Raw genomic sequence first — 15632 nt, 5'->3', positions numbered from 1 at the left:
CGCAGTGAATGAACTCAGGAATCAACAACATGAACGCCAAGTGCTATTGCACCGGCTGGCCTCTGGTGGCCGGTCTGGTGGCAAGCGTGATGGCATGGCCGGGTTTCGCTGCCACCCTGACGCTCGATGAAGCGTTACGGCTGGCAGATACCCAGGCGCCTTCGCTTGTCGCACAAGATGCCAACATCCAGGCCGCCAGCAGCGCGGCCATCCCCGCTGGAGAACTGCCCGACCCCAAGCTGCTGGCAGGCTTGCAGAACTACCCCGTGGGCGGTCCGGATCGCTGGAGCGTCAACGATGACTTCATGACCATGCAAATGGTCGGGGTCAGACAGGAAGTACCCAATCGCGACAAGCGCAACGCCCGGATCGAGGTCGCCAATGCGGCCGTTGAGCGGGCTGCGGCAGAGCGCCAGGTCGAGCGCCTCAACGTGCGTCAGTCGACGGCGATGGCGTGGATCAGCCGCTATTCGGTCGAGCGCAAGGACGCGCTGTTTCAGGACTTCTACAAGGAAAACCGGCTGCTGGCCGACACCGTAAAGGCGCAGATCGCCGCCGGTCGCGCGCAGCCTGCCGATGCCGTGACGCCCAGGCAGGAAGCGGCGCTGCTCGCCGAGCAGCAGGATGACCTCAACCTCAAGCGAACCCAGGCTCGTGCGGCGCTCAAGCGCTGGATCGGCGCAGCAGGTGACGAGGAGCCGGCGGGCAGTTTGCCGGACTGGCCCGTCGATGGAGCCGGCTATTCGCACTCCCTGCAGCACCATCCGGAGCTGGCGGCGTTTGCCCCGATGACGCGCCAGGCGCAGGCGAGGGTGAAGGAAGCCATCGCCGAGAAACGTCCTGACTGGAGTTGGGAGCTGGATTATCAGCACCGCAATCGTCAGTTCGGCGACATGGTCAGCGTGCAGTTCTCGTGGGATCTGCCGCTGTTTCCGGACTCCCGGCAAATCCCGAGGATCGCCGCCAGGCAAGCCGAACTCAGCCAGATCGAGGCGCAACGCGACGCCTTGTCCCGTGAGCACAGTGCCGAACTGGAAAGCGAACTGGCCGACTACCAGCGATTGAGCCGGGCGGTGCAGCGCAACCGTGAAAGCCTGGTGCCGCTGGCCGAGCAGAAGGTCGAACTGGGCCTTGCGAGCTATCGGGCCGGCAAAGGCGATCTGAATGCGGTCATCGCGGCCCGTCGTGAACTCATCGAGGCGCGTCTCAAGCAGATCGACGTCGAGGAACAGCGAGCCCTGACCAGTGCCCGCCTGTATTTTGCCTATGGGGAGCCGCGTTCATGAACAAGCCGTGGAATGCAGTGGTGCTGGCGGGGTTGTCCCTGGCCGTGGGTCTGGGGCTGGGAGCAGCGGGGGGATACGGGTTCGCAGGCCAGCCGGACAGTGGTCTGCCATCACCCGAGGTTGCAAGTGCGCCGCAGGAATCGAAGGAACGCCAGGCGCTGTACTGGTACGACCCCATGTACCCCCAGCAAAAGTTCGACAAGCCGGGCAAGTCGCCTTTCATGGACATGCAACTGGTGCCCCGATATGCCGAGGGCTCAGGGGATGCGGCTGCCGTGAGCATTGATCCCGGCCTGACCCAGAACCTTGGGTTGCGGCTGGGCGTGGTGTCCCGTGGCGTCGTTGATTCAACCCTCGACGTCACCGGGGTGCTGGGCTTCAACGAGCGCGATATCGCCGTGGTTCAGGCCCGCACCAACGGGTTTGTCGAGCGGGTCTACGCCCATGCCCCCGGTGATGTGGTGGCGGTGAATGCGCCGCTGGCCGATATCCTGGTGCCGGACTGGGCCGCTGCCCAGACCGAGTTCGTGGCGCTCAAGGCCCAGGGCGACGCAGCGCTGCTGAGCGCGGCGCGGCAAAGGCTTCGTCTGACCGGCATGCCGCCGGCCTTGATCGCGCAGGTCGAGCGCAGCGGCAAGGTTCAGCCCCTGCTGACCCTCACCAGCCCCATGGGTGGTGTGCTGCAGGAGTTGGATCTGCGCGTCGGCATGACCCTGGCGACGGGGCAGACGCTGGCGCGCCTCAACGGGCTGGACAGCGTCTGGCTGGCGGTGGCTGTCCCGGAATCCGAAGCCGGTGCCGTCGTGACCGGGCAAAGCGTTGAAGCCCGCCTGCCGGCGTTTCCGGGAAAGACCCTGGCCGGCAAGGTCAGTGCGATTCTGCCGCAGACCAATCCGGACAGCCGCACCCTTCGCGTGCGGGTGGAACTGCCCAATCCGGACGGGCAACTCAGGCCCGGCCTGACGGCCCAGGTGCGCCTGCACCATCCCGGCGAGCAGAGCGTGCTGTGGGTGCCCAGCGAAGCGGTGATTCGTACCGGGCGCCGGGCGCTGGTCATGCTGGCGGAAGACGCAGGCAGGTATCGTCCGGTGGAAGTGCAGTTGGGGCAGGAGAGTGACGGCAGGACTGTCATCACCCAAGGCCTGGAGGAGGGGCAGAAGGTCGTTGCCTCCGGCCAGTTCCTGCTGGATTCGGAGGCCAGTCTCAAGGGCATCACCGCGCCGTCCCGTGACATGGGGGCCCGACCATGATTGCTGCTGTTATCAGATGGTCAGTCGCCAATCGCTTCCTGGTGCTGCTGGCGACGATGTTCGTGACCGCCTGGGGGCTCTGGTCGCTGAACAATACGCCCATCGACGCACTTCCGGACCTTTCGGATGTGCAGGTGATCATCCGCACGCCCTATGCGGGGCAGGCGCCGCAGATCGTCGAGAATCAGGTGACCTATCCGCTGTCCACGACCATGCTTTCGGTGCCGGGGGCCAGGACGGTGCGGGGCTATTCGTTCTTCGGCGACAGTTTCGTCTACGTGTTGTTCGAGGACGGCACCGATCCGTACTGGGCCCGCTCGCGCGTGCTGGAATACCTGAGCCAGGTGCAGAGCCGGCTGCCAGCGAACGCCAAACCTGCGCTGGGCCCGGATGCCACCGGTGTCGGCTGGATTTTCCAGTATGCCCTGGTGGATCGCACTGGCGGCCATGATCTGGCGCAATTGCGTGCCCTGCAGGACTGGTTCCTCAAGTTCGAACTCAAGACCCTGCCCAACGTCGCCGAGGTCGCGACGGTCGGCGGCATGGTCAGGCAGTACCAGGTGCTGCTCGATCCCGTGCGGCTGGCCAGCCTCGGCATCACCCAGGCGGACGTCAGTGCGGCCATCGGCAAGGCCAACCAGGAAACGGGAGGCGCGGTGCTGGAGATGGCGGAAACCGAGTTCATCGTCAGGGCCTCCGGTTATCTGAAAACCCTCGATGATTTTCGCGCCATCCCGCTGAAACTCGGGGCGGGCGGGGTGCCTGTCACCCTGGGTGATGTCGCCACGGTCCAGCTCGGGCCGGAAATGCGCCGTGGCATCAGCGAACTCGACGGCCAGGGTGAAACCGTGGGCGGCGTCGTGGTGCTGCGCAGCGGCAAGAACGCCCGGGAGACCATCGCGGCGGTCAAGGTCAAGCTTGAACAGCTCAAACGCAGCTTGCCGGCAGGGGTGGAGATTGTCACCACCTACGACCGCAGCAAGTTGATCGACCGCGCGGTGGAGAATCTCAGCCACAAGCTGATCGAGGAGTTCATCGTGGTCGCCCTGGTGTGCGGGGTTTTCCTGTGGCACCTGCGATCCTCGCTGGTGGCGATCATCTCCTTGCCGGTGGGCGTGTTGATTGCGTTTATCGTCATGCGCCATCAAGGGATAAACGCCAACATCATGTCGCTGGGCGGCATCGCCATCGCCATTGGTGCGATGGTCGATGCCGCCGTGGTGATGATCGAGAACGCACACAAGAAGGTTGAAGCCTGGCACCTCGCCCATCCCGGGCAGGTGTTGAAGGGGCCGGAGCATTGGCGGGTGATGACCGAAGCGGCAACCGAAGTCGGCCCCGCGCTGTTTTTCTGCCTGCTCATCATCACCTTGTCGTTCATTCCGGTGTTCACCCTTGAAGCCCAGGAAGGGCGGCTGTTCGGGCCGCTGGCGTTTACCAAGACCTACGCCATGGCGGCAGCGGCGGGCTTGTCCGTGACCCTGGTGCCGGTGCTGATGGGCTACTGGATTCGCGGGCGGCTTCCCGATGAGCAGCGCAACCCGCTGAACCGGTTGCTGGTCGGGATCTACCGGCCGGCGCTGGATGCCGTCCTCAATCGTCCCAGGACGACTCTGCTGATCGCAGCCCTGGTGTTCCTCAGCGTGCTGTGGCCACTCTCTCGATTGGGCGGCGAGTTTCTTCCGCCGCTGGACGAAGGGGATCTGCTGTATATGCCGTCGGCGCTTCCAGGCCTGTCGGCGCAGAAGGCTGCGCAGTTGTTGCAACAGACGGATCGGTTGATCAAGACCATTCCCGAGGTCGAGCACGTTTCCGGCAAGGCCGGTCGCGCTGAAAGCGCCACGGACCCTGCACCGCTGGAGATGTTCGAAACCACCATTGCATTCAAGCCTAGGGAGCAATGGCGGCCGGGCATGACCCCTCAGAAACTGGTAGAAGAACTGGACCGCGTGGTGCGGGTTCCAGGGCTGACCAACATCTGGATTCCGCCGATCCGTAACCGCATCGACATGCTCGCCACCGGGATCAAGAGCCCCATTGGCGTCAAGGTCGCGGGGACGGACCTGACCCAGATCGATGCCGCGACCCAGGCCGTGGAACGGGTGGCCAAGACCGTGCCCGGCGTCAGTTCGGCGCTGGCAGAACGGCTCACGGGCGGGCGCTACATCGACGTCGATATCGACCGCAAGGCAGCCGCGCGTTACGGGCTGAACATCGCCGACGTGCAGTCCGTCGTGTCCGGAGCCATTGGCGGGGAAAACGTCGGCGAAACCATTGAAGGGCTGGCGCGTTTCCCCATCAACCTGCGTTACCCGCGGGAATGGCGTGATTCGGTCGGCGCGCTTGAACAGTTGCCGATCTACACGCCTCAGCGCAGCCAGATCACCCTGGGCACGGTGGCGAAGATCAAGGTCACGGACGGCCCTCCTATGCTCAAGAGCGAGAACGCACGGCCTTCTGGCTGGGTGTACATCGATGTGCGCGGCAGGGACCTGGCTTCGGTGGTCGGCGATCTGCGCCAGGCCATCGGGCAGCAGGTCACCTTGCAGCCGGGGATGAGCCTGAGCTATTCGGGGCAGTTCGAGTTCCTTGAACGGGCCAATGCGCGGCTGAAGCTGGTCGTGCCGGCGACTCTGCTGATCATCTTCGTCCTGCTGTACCTGACCTTTTCCCGAGTCGATGAGGCGCTGCTGATCATGGCCACGCTCCCGTTCGCGCTCACCGGCGGGGCCTGGTTCCTCTATCTGCTCGGCTTCAACCTGTCGGTCGCCACAGGGGTTGGCTTCATTGCACTGGCCGGGGTTTCCGCCGAATTCGGCGTGATCATGCTGCTGTACCTGAAGAATGCCTGGGCAGAGCGGCAAAGCCTGGGCGAGGGCTCGGAGTCAGGGCTGATCGAAGCGATTCGCCAGGGCGCCGTACAGCGTGTGCGGCCCAAGGCAATGACGGTGGCGGTCATTCTCGCCGGCCTGCTGCCGATCCTGTCCGGCAGCGGATCGGGCGGCGAAGTCATGAGCCGCATCGCCGCGCCGATGGTCGGCGGCATGGTCACTGCTCCGCTGCTTTCACTCTTCGTATTACCAGCCGCCTATCGCCTGATGCGGCGCAGGCAGCTGTCTGTCAAAACCACCCAACCTCAAGAGAAAACTGTATGAAACTGACTCACTGCGTATTCGCCATGACCGTTACCTTGCTCGCGTTGCCTGCCTGGGCTGAAGACATGCCGGGCATGAAAATGGACGGCATGAGTGGCGCCTCGGCAAGCCCGACTCAGGTCGCCAGTGCCGAAGGGACGATCAAGACGATTGACCATGACAAGCATACCGTGACCATTTCCCACGGCGCTGTTCAGGCGTTGCAGTGGCCGCCGATGACGATGGGGTTTGCTGTCTCCGATGAGCAGATCGCTGGGCTTGAGGCAGGGGACAAGGTTTCATTCTCGTTCTCCCTGAGCGGCGGGCGAGCGACCATCGTTTCGATCAGAAAATGACGTAACACGCGGCCCGGCTGCTGCCATTACCGAGCGCCTGCGCAGCTACTCGTCCTGACGACGGGTGTAGTGCAGCAGGCGGTCGGTTTCGGTCTTGACCACCAGGTAGCACTCGCAACTCAGGCGCTCCAGTCGCGGACGGTCGAGCACCGTAATCTGTCCGCGGCTGTATTCGATGACGCCCTGGCGTTGCAGTTTACCCGCTGCTTCCGTCACGCCTTCGCGACGTACGCCGAGCATGTTGGCGATCAGTTCCTGCGTCATGTTCAGGCGATTGCCCTGCAGGCGATCCAGTGACAGCAGCAGCCAGCGGCACAGTTGCTGGTCGATGGAGTGGTGACGGTTGCACAGCGCGGTCTGCGACATCTGGGTGATCAGCGCCTGGGTATAGCGCAGCATCAGCAGGAGCAGATCGCCGTGGCGGTTGAACTCCTTCTTCAGTTTCTGCCCGGGAAGCCTGAACGCCACCCCCGCACTCTGCACCACGGCGCGGCTGGAGGTGCTCTCGCCACCCATGAACAGCGCGATTCCGATCAGCCCCTCATTGCCCACCACCGCGATCTCGGCGGACGAGCCGTTTTCCGTGACATGCAGCAGCGACACGATCGAGTCGGTGGGGAAATACACGTGGCGCAGGGTATCGCCCGGTTCATACAGCACATCGCCCAAGGCCAGTGGCACCTGCTCCAGATGAGGCGCCAGGCGCTTGAGGTCGTCCGCCGGGAGCGCGGCGAGCAGGTGGTTGTCGCTGGGCTGGGGTGGGGCAGGCATGGCAAGGCACCGTGATCAAGGATAGGGCGTACCGGGTCAGGGTACTCCCCTTGGACCCCGGCACTGTGGGCTTATCGTGATTCATCGACGGCCTGCACGTATTCCAGCGCCTGAGGTCGGGGCGATGGGGCGCGGCAATCGACCTGAATCCAGTGCTCACCGCGTTCGCCGTCGAGTGTCAGCACGTTGCTGTCCAGGGGCTGGCCGTCGCGGATCATCGAGGTCGAGAGCGCGCTGCCCTGGCGGATGTCGAAGTGATACAGGGCCTCGCCCAGCCGGTAGTGCAGGATGAACCCCGGCCAGCCGGCCGGCAGCAGCGGTTCGAGGCTGAGCGTCGTGCCGACCCGCTGCACGCCCAGCAGCGACTCGACGATCAGGCGGTACATCCACCCGGCAGACCCGGTGTACCAGGTCCAGCCGCCGCGACCGGCATGGGGCGCGGTGCCGTAGACATCGGCGGCCATGACGTAGGGCTCGACCTTGTAGGTGTCGATCCGTCCATGGTTGGCAGGGTCGGCGGGGTTGATCAGGTTCAGCACCTCCCAGGCTTTGCCGGCATCACCCAGTTGAGCGAAGGCCATGCCTGCCCAGACCGCCGCATGGGTGTATTGACCGCCGTTTTCCCGCACGCCGGGCACGTAGCCCTTGATGTAGCCGGGCTCAAGATTGCCCTTGTCGAACGGAGGGTCAAGCAGCAACACGGCGCGGATGTCGCGTTTGATCAGGTGCTCGTCCAGTGACGCCATCGCCTGGCGCTGACGTGCGGGTGACGCCGCCCCCGACAGTACTGACCAGCTTTGCGCAATCGAGTCGATGCGGCATTCCTCGTTGCTCGCCGAGCCGAGCAACTGGCCGTCGTCGAACCAGGCGCGCCGGTACCAGGCGCCGTCCCAGGCGTTCTGGTCCAGGTGACGACGCAACAGGTGCGCCTGTTCGTTGCACCGTTTGGCGAACGCCTGATCGCCCTGCAGCCGTGCCGTTGCAGCGAACTGCTCCAGCACTTGATGACCGAAGAAACCCAGCCAGACACTTTCGCCTTCGCCCAGATGACCCACGCGATTCATGCCGTCGTTCCAGTCGCCGCTGCCCATCAGCGGCAAACCGTGGCGACCGCGGCGCAGGCTGTGTTCGATGGCGCGTACGCAGTGCTGGTACAGCGTTTCGTGCAAGGCCGAAGTGCCCGGCAAGTCGTAGTAGGACTCCTCACCCGGGCCCAGCGGGCGTCCTTCCAGATAGCCTGCCGTCTCGTTGAGCACCGCGACATCGCCGGTCATCTCCACATAACGACTGGTGGCTGCGGCCAACCACAGGAAATCGTCAGAACAGGCCGTGCGCACCCCGCGGTTCATCGGCGGGTGCCACCAGTGCTGCACGTCGCCATCGGCGTATTGATGCCCGGCGCACAGCAACAGGTGCGCGCGCACGGCGGCAGGGTCGGCATGAATCATCGCCATGCTGTCTTGCAACTGATCGCGAAAGCCAATGGCGCCGCCGGACTGGTAGTAGCCGCTGCGTGCCTGGAAGCGGCAGGCAATGACCTGGTACATCAGCCAGCCATTGACCATGACGTCCACCGATGGGGCGCAGGTTTCGATGCGAATCACGCCCAGCACCGAGCGCCAGTGCTCGCGGACCTTCTGCAGTTCCGCTGCGGCGGCCTGGCTGCCCCTGAAACGTTGCACCAGATGGGTCGCGGCCTGGGTCGAGGTCTCTGCACCCAGGCGCAGGATGACTTCCCTGTTTTGCCCGTCCGCCAGCTCGACCGACACTTGCAGCGCCGCGCAAGGGTCCAGCCCTGCACCGACCCGGCCCGATAAACCGGCATGGCCCATGGCGGCGGGTGCTGCCAGGGTTCCGCTGCGGCCCAGGAATTCGGTGCGGTCAGCGCTGACGCCATGCTCGACGGTGTCGGTGTCGAAGAACGCCACCCTTTCTGAAAACTCCAGCGAATAGGCATTGCGGGCGAAGAGGGCGCCCGTCACCGGGTCCGACTGGGTCACTATGTGCATCGCCGACTTGTTGCGCAGATCGCCCAGCACCCATTCCACGTAGCCTGTGACCGACAGCGTGCGGGCGCGACCGGAGCGGTTGGTCAGCAGCAATCGGGAGAACTTGATGGGGGCGTCCAGCGCCACATAGATCCACAACTCACTGTGGATGCCGTCCTCCTCGTGCTCGAACACGCTGTAGCCGAAGCCATGGCGGGTCCGGTATGGGCCGGCGCCGGGGCAGGGCTGTGGCGCTGGCGACCAGAAATGCCCGGTTTCTTCATCGCGCAGGTAGATCGCTTCGCCGCTGCGATCGGTGACCGGGTCGTTGTGCCAGGGGCTCAGGCGAAACTCATGGGCGTTTTCCGCCCAGGTGTAGGCGCTCCCGGCCTGCGACACCACGGTGCCCAATTGCCCGTTGGCCAGCACGTTGACCCAGGGTGCGGGCGTCGGCTGGGACGCCAGGCTGGTAATGATGTATTCGCTGCCATCGGCACTGAAACCGCCGTAGGCATTGCTCAGCAGCAACGGCGAGTGGCTGGGCCCGACTGAGCTTGACGTTGCCTGGTGCTGCCGGGTTGCCACGAACGGTCCATGCACCGGTGAAACCCTGCGCCGATGCACCTGCTCGGCCAGGGTACCGAAGCCTTCGCTCAGCACCAGCCGCGCCACGGACAGGACCAGCACACGGTCTTCGGCGGAGATCTGCTGGGCGGGCCGCACGAAGATGCCGCCCGGACGATCCAGCAGGGTCGCCTCGCTGCCGGAGGTGATCAATCCCATGATCGCGTCCTGCAACTGCTGACGATAGCCCGCCTGATCCTCGTTCCAGATCAGCAAGTCCACCACCAGCCCCTTTTGCCGCCAATAGGCGTGGGCCTGCACCAGTTGCCGGACCAGTTCGATGTTGTCCAGGCTGTAGATCTGCAACAGCACGATGGGCAGGTCGCCGGAGATCGCCTGTCCCCAGAGCCCTGACTGGTTGCGGTGGTTGGCGACCAGCACGGCAGCGTCGGCGCGCATCGAGGTGTTGGCGTAGAGCAGGGAGGAGGCCATCTGCTCGAACAAACGGGCATCGGGCAAAGACGCATTGAGCTGACGCAGCAGCACCTGGCTATGGGTCCAGGACAGGTCGAACACGCGATCGGCCAGATGACGGTCGCGGTACTTGTTGATCAGTGACAGACAGTCGTCGCGGCTGTCGGCGGCCCCGGTCACCAGGTCGATGGTTCCTTGCTGGCCGGGTTGCAGGGTGATCCGGCAGCGGATCGCGACCACCGGGTCGAGGACCGGGCCTGCGGTGTTCGACAGCTGCCCGCAGCCGGCGTCCAGTGCCGCTGGCGAGACCAGGCTGCGCCCCCGGCCAATGAACCGCATGCGATCGGTTTCATAGGAAATCTCGTCGATGTCGACGCCATGGGCCGCCAGTAGATGGCACATCCAGGGCGTCGGTTCATCGCTGGCGCGGGGCCTGCGGCTGCACAGGATGGCTTGCAGCGAGGGCAGCAGTTCGGTCTGTACGAACAGCTTGCTGAAGGCTGGGTGCATGGCGTCATTGCTTGGGCTGGCCAGCACCACTTCGGCGTAGGTGGTGATCTCCAGCGTCTTGGCGAAGGCGGCGCGGTTGGTGACGTGCAGGCGCCGCAGTTCGATGTCGTCCTCCGGCGAGACGACGATTTCCAGGTGGGTATCGAAATCCAGGTTGCGCGCCCTGAACTCGGCCCGGGAATCACTGAAAATGGTTTCGTGGCTTTCGGGCTGATGCAGCGTGGGCTGATAGGCCGCCGACCAGACCGTGGCGGTGTCGACGTCGCGCAGATAGCAGAACATGCCCCAGTTGTCCTGGGTGGTGTCTTCCTGCCAGCGGGTGACGGCCATGTCGTTGCGACGGCTGTAGCCACCGCCGCCACTGGTCAGCATCACGTGGTAGCGGCCGTTGGACAGCAACTGCACGGCGGGGCGTTTGCGGCCGGGGTCGGCGAACACCCTCAGGCCCGGGTCCTGGCCACCGTCGCCGAGCACCGGCGATTGCTCGGTTTTAAGGTACGGCGCGGCGGCTTTGGGCACCCGTTCCTGCAACAGCAACAGCGCCGATTGCAGCGCAGGATCTGCTGCGAAGCGCCGTTGCATGGGGTGGTCGAGCAGCAGGCTGGTCAAGGCCAGCAGGCTCATGCCCTGGTGGTGCGCCATGAACGACTGGACCACGGCGAACGGCTGGCTGCGTGGCAAGCGCGCCTCGGTGTAGTCCACCGCCTCGTACATCCCGAAACGCCCCGAGGCGCCCTGCAAGGTCAGGCGTTGCAGGTTTTTGCAGGCCGCGTTGGCATCGATCATCAGCGCCAGCGCGCTGGCGTAGGGGGCGATCACGATGTCGTCGCTCAGCCCGCGCTTGAGGCCCAGGCCCTGAACGCCAAAGGCGCGGTATTGATAGTTCAGGTGCGCATCGAGGGTGTAATACCCCGATTCCGACACGCCCCAGGGAATGCCCAGCGCCTTGCCGTGTTCGATCTGTACGGCCACGGCGGCACGGCAGGTCTGGTCCAGCAGGCTGCCGTCGTAATTGGGCATCACCAGCATCGGCATCAGGTATTCGAACATCGACCCGGACCACGAAAGCAGTGTCGGCACCCCTGCGTTTTCCCCCAGCAACCTGCCGAGGGTGAACCACGCGCGCTGGGGCGTCTGCCCCTGGGCGATGGTCACGTAGTTGGTCAGCCGCACCTCGGACGCCAACAGGTCGTAATAGCCGGTGTCGAGCCGGCGCTCGTCAGCGTTGTAGCCGATGACAAAGAGATCGCGCTGACTGTCGTAGAGCAACGAGAAGTCCATCTGCGCCATCTCGCCGGTTAGCGCTCTCAACCGGTCCAGTACCTTGAGCCGGTCCCTGGCACTGTTGCGCACCTGTTCGATATCGCTGAGCTGCTCGATATTCCACTCTGCGGTGTCAAGGCTTGCCAGCTGGCGCAGGCTGAAGGGCGTAAGCCTGGGTCCGGCCAGGGGTGTCGGGAGCCGGTATCGCTGCAATTCGTCGGTCCAGTCGGTGCATTGGCTGACGAAGGCTTGTTGCCAATAGATGCTTTCCTCATCGCCCGCCAGTTCAGCGTCTGAAACCGTCATGCGGGCTGTGTGCAGCAGGTCGGCCAGGATGTCCGCATCCGGTGTCTGCCCGGCGCGTTCAAGGGCTGTTCGCAGTTGACTGAGCGGGTCGGATTCATTGGCGTGCCGGGCCTGGATCAAGGTGTCCAGGGTGTCGCGCAGGCCGCTGAGCACGGCCAGTGGGCTCATCGGGGTGTCAGCGATCTGCCCGAGGCCAGTACCCAGTGTCAGCAATACCCCGGCCAGGTTGCCGCTGTCGACGGTCGAGACATAGCGTGGCCGCAGCGGTTCGCGGGTTTGCGTGTCGTACCAGTTGTAGAAATGCTCCCGGTGCCGTTCGAGGCTGTGCATGCTGTTCAGGGAGGCGGTCAGCCGTGTCAGCAGGCGTTCGGTGCTGAGGTAGCCGAAGTCATGGGCGGCCAGATGCGCCAGCAACGACATGCCCATATTGGTCGGCGAGGTGCGGTGGGCGATGGCCGCCTTCGGTGCTTCCTGCACGTTGTCGGGCGGGAGCCAGTTGTCCTGGGGACCGACGTACTGGTCGAAGAAGGCCCAGGTCCGACGAGCCAGCACGTGCAGAAAACGCAGGTCCTGCGCCGAGGGTTTGAACACTGATCCCTCGGCGGGCGAGCTGAGCCGCCAGGCGATCCATGGACCTGCCAGCCATGCCAGCAGCAGTGGGGTTGCGATCAGCAGGGTCAGCGGAGTGTCGAGCAGCGCCGCGACTGTCAGCAGTGCCAGCGTCGGCGCGATCCACATCAGTCGATAGAAACCAGGCAGCCGGCTTTGCCTCATGCGCTCGACCTCCCGCGACGGTTGCCACTGCAACAGCAGGCGCCGGCTGAAACCGAGCCGCCACAGCGAGCGCAGGATGGCGTCGGTGCTGTACAGCATCTCGAACGGCAACCAGGCGAGTGTCAGGCAGACGCGGGCAAGCTCCTGTCCCAGGTCGCCCGTCAGTGCCAGAAGGTGCTGGCGATAGGGCACGCCGGCCGGTGACTGCATCAGTTCGGTGACGCTGCGAAGCAGCGGTTGAACCACCAGCAAGCCGACAACCGTCAGCGTCCAGCCCAGCGGTTCGCTGCTGGCCAGCCACGCCCAGCCCAGCATGGTCAGGGTGGAGAGCGGCTCCAGACTGCGCCGCAGGTTGTCGAGAATCTTCCAGCGCGCCATGACACTGAGCCGGTTGTGCACCCACTCGCCGGTCGCGTTGCGGGTCCAGGGCGCGACCCACGGCAACAACTGCCAGTCCCCGCGAATCCAGCGGTGCCGACGTTTGACATCGGCGCCGTAGCCCGAAGGATATTGCTCATACAGCTGTACGTCACTGAGCAGGCCGGAGCGCGCATAGCAGCCTTCGATCAGGTCGTGGCTGAGGATCTGGTTATTGGGCAGGCAGCCATCCAGCGCGCAGGTGAACGCATCCACGTCATAGATGCCCTTGCCGATGAACGAGCCCTGCTGGAACAGGTCCTGATACACATCGGACACCGCGCGGGTATAGGGGTCGACCCCGGCGTCGCTGCCAAACACTCGCGCGTAGGTCGAACGGGTGACGCTGGTCAGGCTGATACCCACCCGCGGCTGCAACACCGCGTAGCCGGCGATGATCTGTTTGCCCATGGCATCGAACAGCGGACGGTTCAGCGGGTGCATCATGGCGGCCACGCATTGCTGCGCGGCGTCACGGGGCAGCAGGGTGTCGGTGTCCAGTGTGATCACGTAGCGGGCGCTTTGCAGTGGGGTGATGTCCCCGACGATGGCGTTGAAACACTCCCGCCCACTGCCGCGCAGCAGCGCGTTGAGTTCGATCAGCTTGCCGCGCTTGCGCTCGTGGCCCATCCACACCCGTTCGCCCGGATTCCAGCGACGGGGCCGGTGCAGCAGGAAAAACCGGTCGGTGATGCCGTCGGCGTACTTGCGGTTGAGCAGGGTGATCGCCTCCGAGGCCCGGGCAATCAGCTCGGCGTCCTGAGGCAGGACTTCTTCAGCGGCGTCGAGCAAATCGCTGAGCAGGGCGAAATACAGGTTGCTGTCGCGGTTGGCGAGAAAGCGCACCTCGAGGCCTTCCACCAGTTCATCCACATCGGCCAGGTTGGCAATCAGCGTGGGAATCACCACCAGGGTGCGGGCGTCGTCGGGGATGCCGTGGGCGTAATCCATCTTGGGCAGCACGGAAGGCAGCAGGCTGAACGTCACCAGCCAGTTGATCAGGCTGATCGCCAGACGGCTGACCATGATCAGGCACGGAACTGCCAGTACCAGCAGCGCGAGGTCCGGCATGCGGTCGCGGTGCGCGGACGCCAGCAACGGTCCGGCAAACACCAGTGTCAGCAGCGACACCGGGGCCAGGTAAAACATCAGCGGCGAGCGCTGCAACAGGCGTTTCCAGCGCTCATGGACCGGCACGCGGGCCTTGAGTGCGCGCTCCAGTACAGGCAGCCCGTCGCTGATCAGGTAATACCCGACATGCCGCGCCAGCACCTCACAGGAGACCGACGCCGCCTGGGCCGTCGCAAGGTCTATGGCCACCCGCGCCACTTGAGTTTCGGAATGCTGCGCACTGCGCCGGGCCAGGCGTTCGATGACATGCCGGTAGCTGTCCCGGGTGCGGAAGTCCATGGTCCGGTAGACCGCTGCCGGGTCTTCGCACAGCGTCTGTTCGACGTGGCTCATCGACTCGACGAACTCGCGCCAGTCCGTCGCGGACAACAGGCGCAGGCTGCCGATGCTGTTGCTGATGGACACCTGGTCGGCGGCCTGCTGCTGGGCGTCGAGCTGAACCTGACGCTCGATGCTTGAGCCTTTTTCGCCCAGCATCTGCTCGATCCAGTTCAGCGGTAACGCCAGGGCTGCGCTCTGGCCCTGCAACCGGCGGGTGAATTCGGCGACGAAAGCCGCCGTCATCGGCGGGGTGGAGCGGGCCATGTCGGCCACGGTCAGCACCACGCTCTTGATGTCGCGCTCCGAGGTTTCGATCAGGCGCTCGGCCCAGTCGTCGGCCAGGTTGCGATCATCTGCGTTGGCCATCACCCGCGAAGCGACCCGACGCAGGTTCTCGATCAGCGCCAGGCGCAACATGATCGGCACCGCCCACAGCTCTCCAAGCGCCAGCGGCATGACGGTCTGATACGAGAAAATGAAGCGGCCCAGGCTCTGTTCGTCGACCCGTCCATCGCCGTGGGAAATTGTCTCCAGGGCGATGTCGTAGACCCGCGGCAGCCCGGCGGAGGGGCCGTTGATCAGGCGTGGCAACTCACGGCTGTAGCCTTTGGGTAAGTGGGTTCTGGCGGTGCGAATGTGTTCTTCGATCAGGAAGTAATTGTCCAGTAGCCACTCGGCTGCCGGGGTGACACGACGGCTCGACACCTGAGCCTCGGACAGCGCCGTGCAACTGCGCTTGAGCAAGGCCTCGTTGTCATCGAGCCTGCTGAGCATCGAGTCGCGGGCCGACAGCGCCGTCAGTTGATGCTGCCCGGCCAGGGCGATGCCATGGCTGGCCATCTGATCGGCGCTGAACAGCTCGGAGCGCAGAATCGGTTCGTATTCAAACCCGGAGGCGGAAAACGAACCGTTCTGGTGGATCCCGGACAAGCGAGCAACCACTCCCCGTACGCGTGTCCATGTGCTAGTCATAAGGTCGTGAGCCTGAAGCGCGTGGCTCTCATCGCGCGAATGTTCAGAGGTGCGCCGATGTAGCCCTTCAGCGCCCAGCAGCGCCTTTAAGACGTGGCTTTCCAGCGCCGAGTAT

At 64.6% G+C, this 15632-nt stretch carries 6 protein-coding genes; 4 read left to right on the top strand and 2 right to left on the bottom strand.

All coding sequences use genetic code 11. The annotated features are described in order from the left end of the window. Positions 1–29: 29 nt before the first annotated feature. Genes ACIPOO_RS14935 through ACIPOO_RS14920 form a run of 4 tightly spaced genes read left to right on the top strand, consistent with a single transcriptional unit; the run spans position 30 to position 6026 of the window. A complete protein-coding gene (locus ACIPOO_RS14935; protein ID WP_400608191.1) occupies positions 30–1286 on the top strand; it encodes a TolC family protein in 1257 nt (418 codons plus the stop codon). After that, positions 1283–2536 (top strand): efflux RND transporter periplasmic adaptor subunit, encoded by a 1254-nt coding sequence (locus tag ACIPOO_RS14930; RefSeq protein WP_400608189.1) that lies wholly within the window; start codon positions 1283–1285, stop codon positions 2534–2536. The genes ACIPOO_RS14935 and ACIPOO_RS14930 overlap by 4 nt, the downstream gene beginning before the upstream one ends. Further along, a complete protein-coding gene (locus ACIPOO_RS14925; protein ID WP_400608187.1) occupies positions 2533–5691 on the top strand; it encodes an efflux RND transporter permease subunit in 3159 nt (1052 codons plus the stop codon). The genes ACIPOO_RS14930 and ACIPOO_RS14925 overlap by 4 nt, the downstream gene beginning before the upstream one ends. Beyond that, the gene (locus ACIPOO_RS14920; protein WP_400608185.1) at positions 5688–6026 is read left to right on the top strand and encodes a copper-binding protein; all 339 of its coding nucleotides are present in this window, start codon (positions 5688–5690) and stop codon (positions 6024–6026) included. Before ACIPOO_RS14925 ends, ACIPOO_RS14920 begins: the two co-directional genes overlap by 4 nt. Before the next feature lie 45 nt (positions 6027–6071). Here ACIPOO_RS14920 and ACIPOO_RS14915 read toward each other — a convergent pair whose 3' ends face one another. Beyond that, the gene (locus tag ACIPOO_RS14915; protein WP_274130499.1) at positions 6072–6797 is read right to left on the bottom strand and encodes a Crp/Fnr family transcriptional regulator; all 726 of its coding nucleotides are present in this window, start codon (positions 6795–6797) and stop codon (positions 6072–6074) included. A 71-nt stretch (positions 6798–6868) separates the two neighbouring features. Further along, entirely contained in the window at positions 6869–15517 is an 8649-nt protein-coding gene (locus ACIPOO_RS14910) for a GH36-type glycosyl hydrolase domain-containing protein (RefSeq protein ID WP_400608182.1), read from the bottom strand. Positions 15518–15632 lie beyond the last annotated feature (115 nt).

Source organism: Pseudomonas sp. NPDC090201 (assembly GCF_044746825.1).
Lineage (GTDB): Bacteria > Pseudomonadota > Gammaproteobacteria > Pseudomonadales > Pseudomonadaceae > Aquipseudomonas > Aquipseudomonas putida_AD.
Note: the sequence above shows the minus strand (reverse complement) of the source record. Positions and strands in the feature narration are given on the sequence as shown.